The 3,192-nt window shown below is 55.9% G+C and carries 4 protein-coding genes and 2 pseudogenes; 2 read left to right on the top strand and 4 right to left on the bottom strand.

The annotated features are described in order from the left end of the window. Window positions 1–225: pseudogene (locus ACLNEE_RS16615) on the bottom strand (IS481 family transposase); the annotation flags it as partial. On the opposite strand from ACLNEE_RS16615, the pseudogene ACLNEE_RS16610 reads away from it, so the two are divergent. After that, a pseudogene (locus tag ACLNEE_RS16610) lies at window positions 218–721 on the top strand (IS630 family transposase); the annotation flags it as partial. The pseudogenes ACLNEE_RS16615 and ACLNEE_RS16610 overlap by 8 nt on opposite strands. Here the strand turns inward: ACLNEE_RS16610 and ACLNEE_RS16605 are convergent. Further along, the gene (locus tag ACLNEE_RS16605; RefSeq protein WP_411424700.1) at window positions 665–952 is read right to left on the bottom strand and encodes a hypothetical protein; all 288 of its coding nucleotides are present in this window, start codon (window positions 950–952) and stop codon (window positions 665–667) included. The pseudogene ACLNEE_RS16610 and the gene ACLNEE_RS16605 sit on opposite strands and share 57 nt — an antisense overlap. A gap of 84 nt (window positions 953–1,036) precedes the next feature. Next, window positions 1,037–2,200, bottom strand: coding sequence for an FkbM family methyltransferase (locus ACLNEE_RS16600; protein ID WP_411424699.1), 1,164 nt, complete (start codon window positions 2,198–2,200; stop codon window positions 1,037–1,039). Window positions 2,201–2,355: 155 nt separating this feature from the next. On the opposite strand from ACLNEE_RS16600, the gene ACLNEE_RS16595 reads away from it, so the two are divergent. Then, a complete protein-coding gene (locus tag ACLNEE_RS16595; protein ID WP_411424698.1) occupies window positions 2,356–2,484 on the top strand; it encodes a hypothetical protein in 129 nt (42 codons plus the stop codon). 324 nt (window positions 2,485–2,808) lie between these two features. Here ACLNEE_RS16595 and ACLNEE_RS16590 read toward each other — a convergent pair whose 3' ends face one another. Further along, window positions 2,809–3,039 carry an integrase core domain-containing protein gene (locus ACLNEE_RS16590; protein ID WP_411424697.1) on the bottom strand — a complete coding sequence of 77 codons (231 nt, stop codon included), beginning with the start codon at window positions 3,037–3,039 and terminating at the stop codon, window positions 2,809–2,811. Between the last annotated feature and the right edge of the window lie 153 nt (window positions 3,040–3,192).

Below are 3,192 nucleotides of genomic sequence, written 5' to 3'. Positions count from 1 at the left end.
CGTGGTCGGCGCCTTCTCGTCGGGCAAGACCTCGACGTAGGCCAGGCGGGTGGCGTCGTCGATCGCAACGTGAACCTTGTCGTAGCCGACGCCGTAGGAGCGCCCTTGCTGGCGATTGCCGGTGATCCGGTGGCCCACCTGGCGAAACCGGGCCAGCTGCTTGACATCGATGTGGATCAGGTCCCCGGGCCGCTCCCATTCGTATCGCTGGACCGGTGGCCTGGGCTACGTGGAAGGCGTCACCCACGACTACATCCGGCACGGCACCACCACCCTCTTCGCCGCTCTGGACGTCGCCACCGGCGAGGTGATCACCCAGTGCAAGCCCCGCCACCGGCACCAGGAGTTCCTGGGCTTCCTGCGCCAGATCGAGATGTCCGTCCCGGAAGATCTGGACATCCATCTGGTGGTGGACAACTACTGCACCCACAAGCACGCCAAGGTCAGGTCCTGGCTGGCACAGCGGCCCCGCTTCCACGTGCACTACACGCCCACCTACGCCTCCTGACTGAACCAGGTGGAGCGCTGGTTCGGCATCATCACCCAGCGGGCCATCCGGCGCGGCAGCTTCTCCAGCATCAAGGAACTGATCGCCAAAATCGAGAAGTTCGTGGCGGCCTACAACAAGACCAAGGCCCCGTTCAACTGGACCGCGACGGCGGATTCAATCCTGGAGAAGCTCCAGCGACTTTGCTCGCAAATCTCCGGGACGGGACACTAGGCCCAGCACCTCGATCAACACGCTGTTGTGGCGGATTGCAAAACGCTCAAGGTATCGCAGGCTCTGGCAGCGGCTCAGGATTCCCAGCACCGCCAGCAGCAGCAGGTACCAAGCCGGAATCTGCACCCCACGCAGCATCCGGGCGTCCGGGATGGCCTTGAGGTGGCTGGTCAGATTCAGATCAAGATTGTTGGCAGTACGAGGCGCTTTCGGGCACAGGGAGGGCCCCATTCCGTCAACCTCAACCCATGCTCTCAGCCTCGGCACGAGAACCTGTGACGGACGCTGAATCAGCCTAGGGAGAGGGCTCAAGTGTCAAGGACTAAAGCCATTGCCGCCGGCAATTCGGCCGAAGGTTTGCTGGAAGTGATGCAGCCTAGTGGAATATTCTGAAATAAGATCTTCCGCGAGCTGCCGCTGGGCCCTGAGCCAAATAAGCTTGTCCTGTTGCCGCTTAAGGAGATCACGCGCATCCATAGCCTCGCTGTAATAACTTTTTAAGTCATCCTGGGTCTGTGCAAGTCTTGCGGAATAGAGTTCGACCTCCAGGCTAAGTTCGTTTACTTTTAGCTCCAGAGAGGAAATTTCTCCGAGAAGTCTTTGTTGCTCACCCCTCATATCGGCTTCCAGCCTCTCTCTGTCCTCTTGGAGTTCTTTGATTTTAGCTAGCTGCAGGCCAATTTCGTTCGTGGCAATTCTTAGCTGCTCTTCGTTTAGCTTTGCCTTGGAATTTTTCTCACTTAGCTTTTCTTCTAGAGCATTAATTGCGGATGGGGTCGCTGGGACTCCGTCGAAAACGTTAGGGGGGACACACAGATCTCGAAATCGCTCAAAATCGTGGTGTCTGCAGAAGTAATCATTTAGACCATCGTGGAAGAATCGCAGATATCCTTCCGACTCAAGCAAGTTATTGGACTCTTGCCTAGCCAAGGATTCAATGCGAGAGTTCGGCTCAGTGGCCTCAACTACGATTATAGAGGGGAGTAGGCCGGGTCTCAGGTCATCGACAAAAAAACCTTTTAGAGCATCTAGCTCACTTCCTTCAACGTCAATCTTGAGAAAGTCAATCTTTGATGGGTTGTATGCATCAACAACTTCCCTTAGCGTGGCAACTCTGACCTCGATGACAGAGTGCTGTTGAGCATGTTCTGAGCTCATCTTTATTGAGGTGTGCTTAAGGGACCCGAGGCCGGAACCTCCATATGCATGAAAGTCTGCCTTTCCTGAAGACTGGGAAACAGCCAGCTGTAAATTAATGTCCCTAGGCCGCTCCGCCTGAAACAGTCTAACTTTATCTGGCAAAGGCTCGATGTTAATGCCATTCCATCCTTGGTCGTAGAATATTTTTGTTACGCTATCGATCTGGGGGTGGAATGCCCCGGCGTCAATGTAGAAGCCAGTATTTCTATCCCTAAGTAGCCTCCAAAGGTATAAGTCTTCAAAATTTTGCGAATAGAGCTTCTTGGGCTTCCAGGTCATTCTTCTGGCTTCACTAACGACACATTTTACACAATAGAGATGCCTTGGGGACCCCCTCATGGCTGCTGCTCATCCGTCGAGCGTTAGGGAAACCCTGAAAAACCCAGGGTGATCACGGGACAATGATCCTGTGATCACAGTCCTGGACTGGGGTGATGGGCGGCAAGCAGCTGGGATTTAGAGATTACGAGCAGACCACCGCCAAGAAGCGCACCAAGCGTGAGAAGTGCCTGGCTGAGATGGACTCGGTGGTGCCGTGGCAGGCCCTGATCGCTTTCGCGTGATCAATCAGCAGTTGGGGTTTCAGAAGACCAGGCTGCGTGGCATGGCCAAGAACCGCTGCAAGGTGAGCGTGCTGGCTGCACTGACGAATCTGTTCCTGGCGCGGCGTTAGTTGCTTACTACTTCATAATCAGGGGCGTGGTGTGCCCGAATGAGGCCATTCACGGGTGCAAGGCAGCAGAAATGGGGCATAAGATCACCTTGATTGCGCACATATAAATCCCTGAGCACAGCCGGAGGAGCAATCCAGCGATGGTCTGATCTCAGGAGCCGCTCAAGTCCTTGTTGCTCAGAGCTTCCTTAGGTGTGATTTCCCACCAGGTTGTTCATGCCTGCAGCTGACCAAGCCGCTGCTGGGGGGTGAGGCCACCCAGGGCCATGTGGCACCTACGGCCGTTATAGATCCGCAGGTAGGCCGTCAGCAGCTCGTTGCGAGCCGCTGAGGAGCCATAGGGCATCACATACGCCCACTCCTCCAGCAGGGTTTTGATGAACCGCTCGGCCTTACCGTTGGTCCTCGGGGTGTAGGGCCTGGTCTTCTTCGCCTTCAACCCCATGGCCTGACAGGCTTTTCGCCAGACATGGGACTTGTAAGCCGAGCCGTTGAGTTCCTAACCGCTGTCAAGTCGCCAAGGCTTGCCAGGCCTCAGTTGTTGATGCAGCCTGACGAGGGGGTGGTTGCCGCTTTGGAGCGCTCTGCGACTCCTGGT

Origin of the sequence: Aphanothece stagnina RSMan2012, assembly GCF_046764815.1 — a bacterium.
Classification (GTDB): Bacteria; Cyanobacteriota; Cyanobacteriia; order PCC-6307; family Cyanobiaceae; genus NIES-981.
Note: the sequence above shows the minus strand (reverse complement) of the source record. Positions and strands in the feature narration are given on the sequence as shown.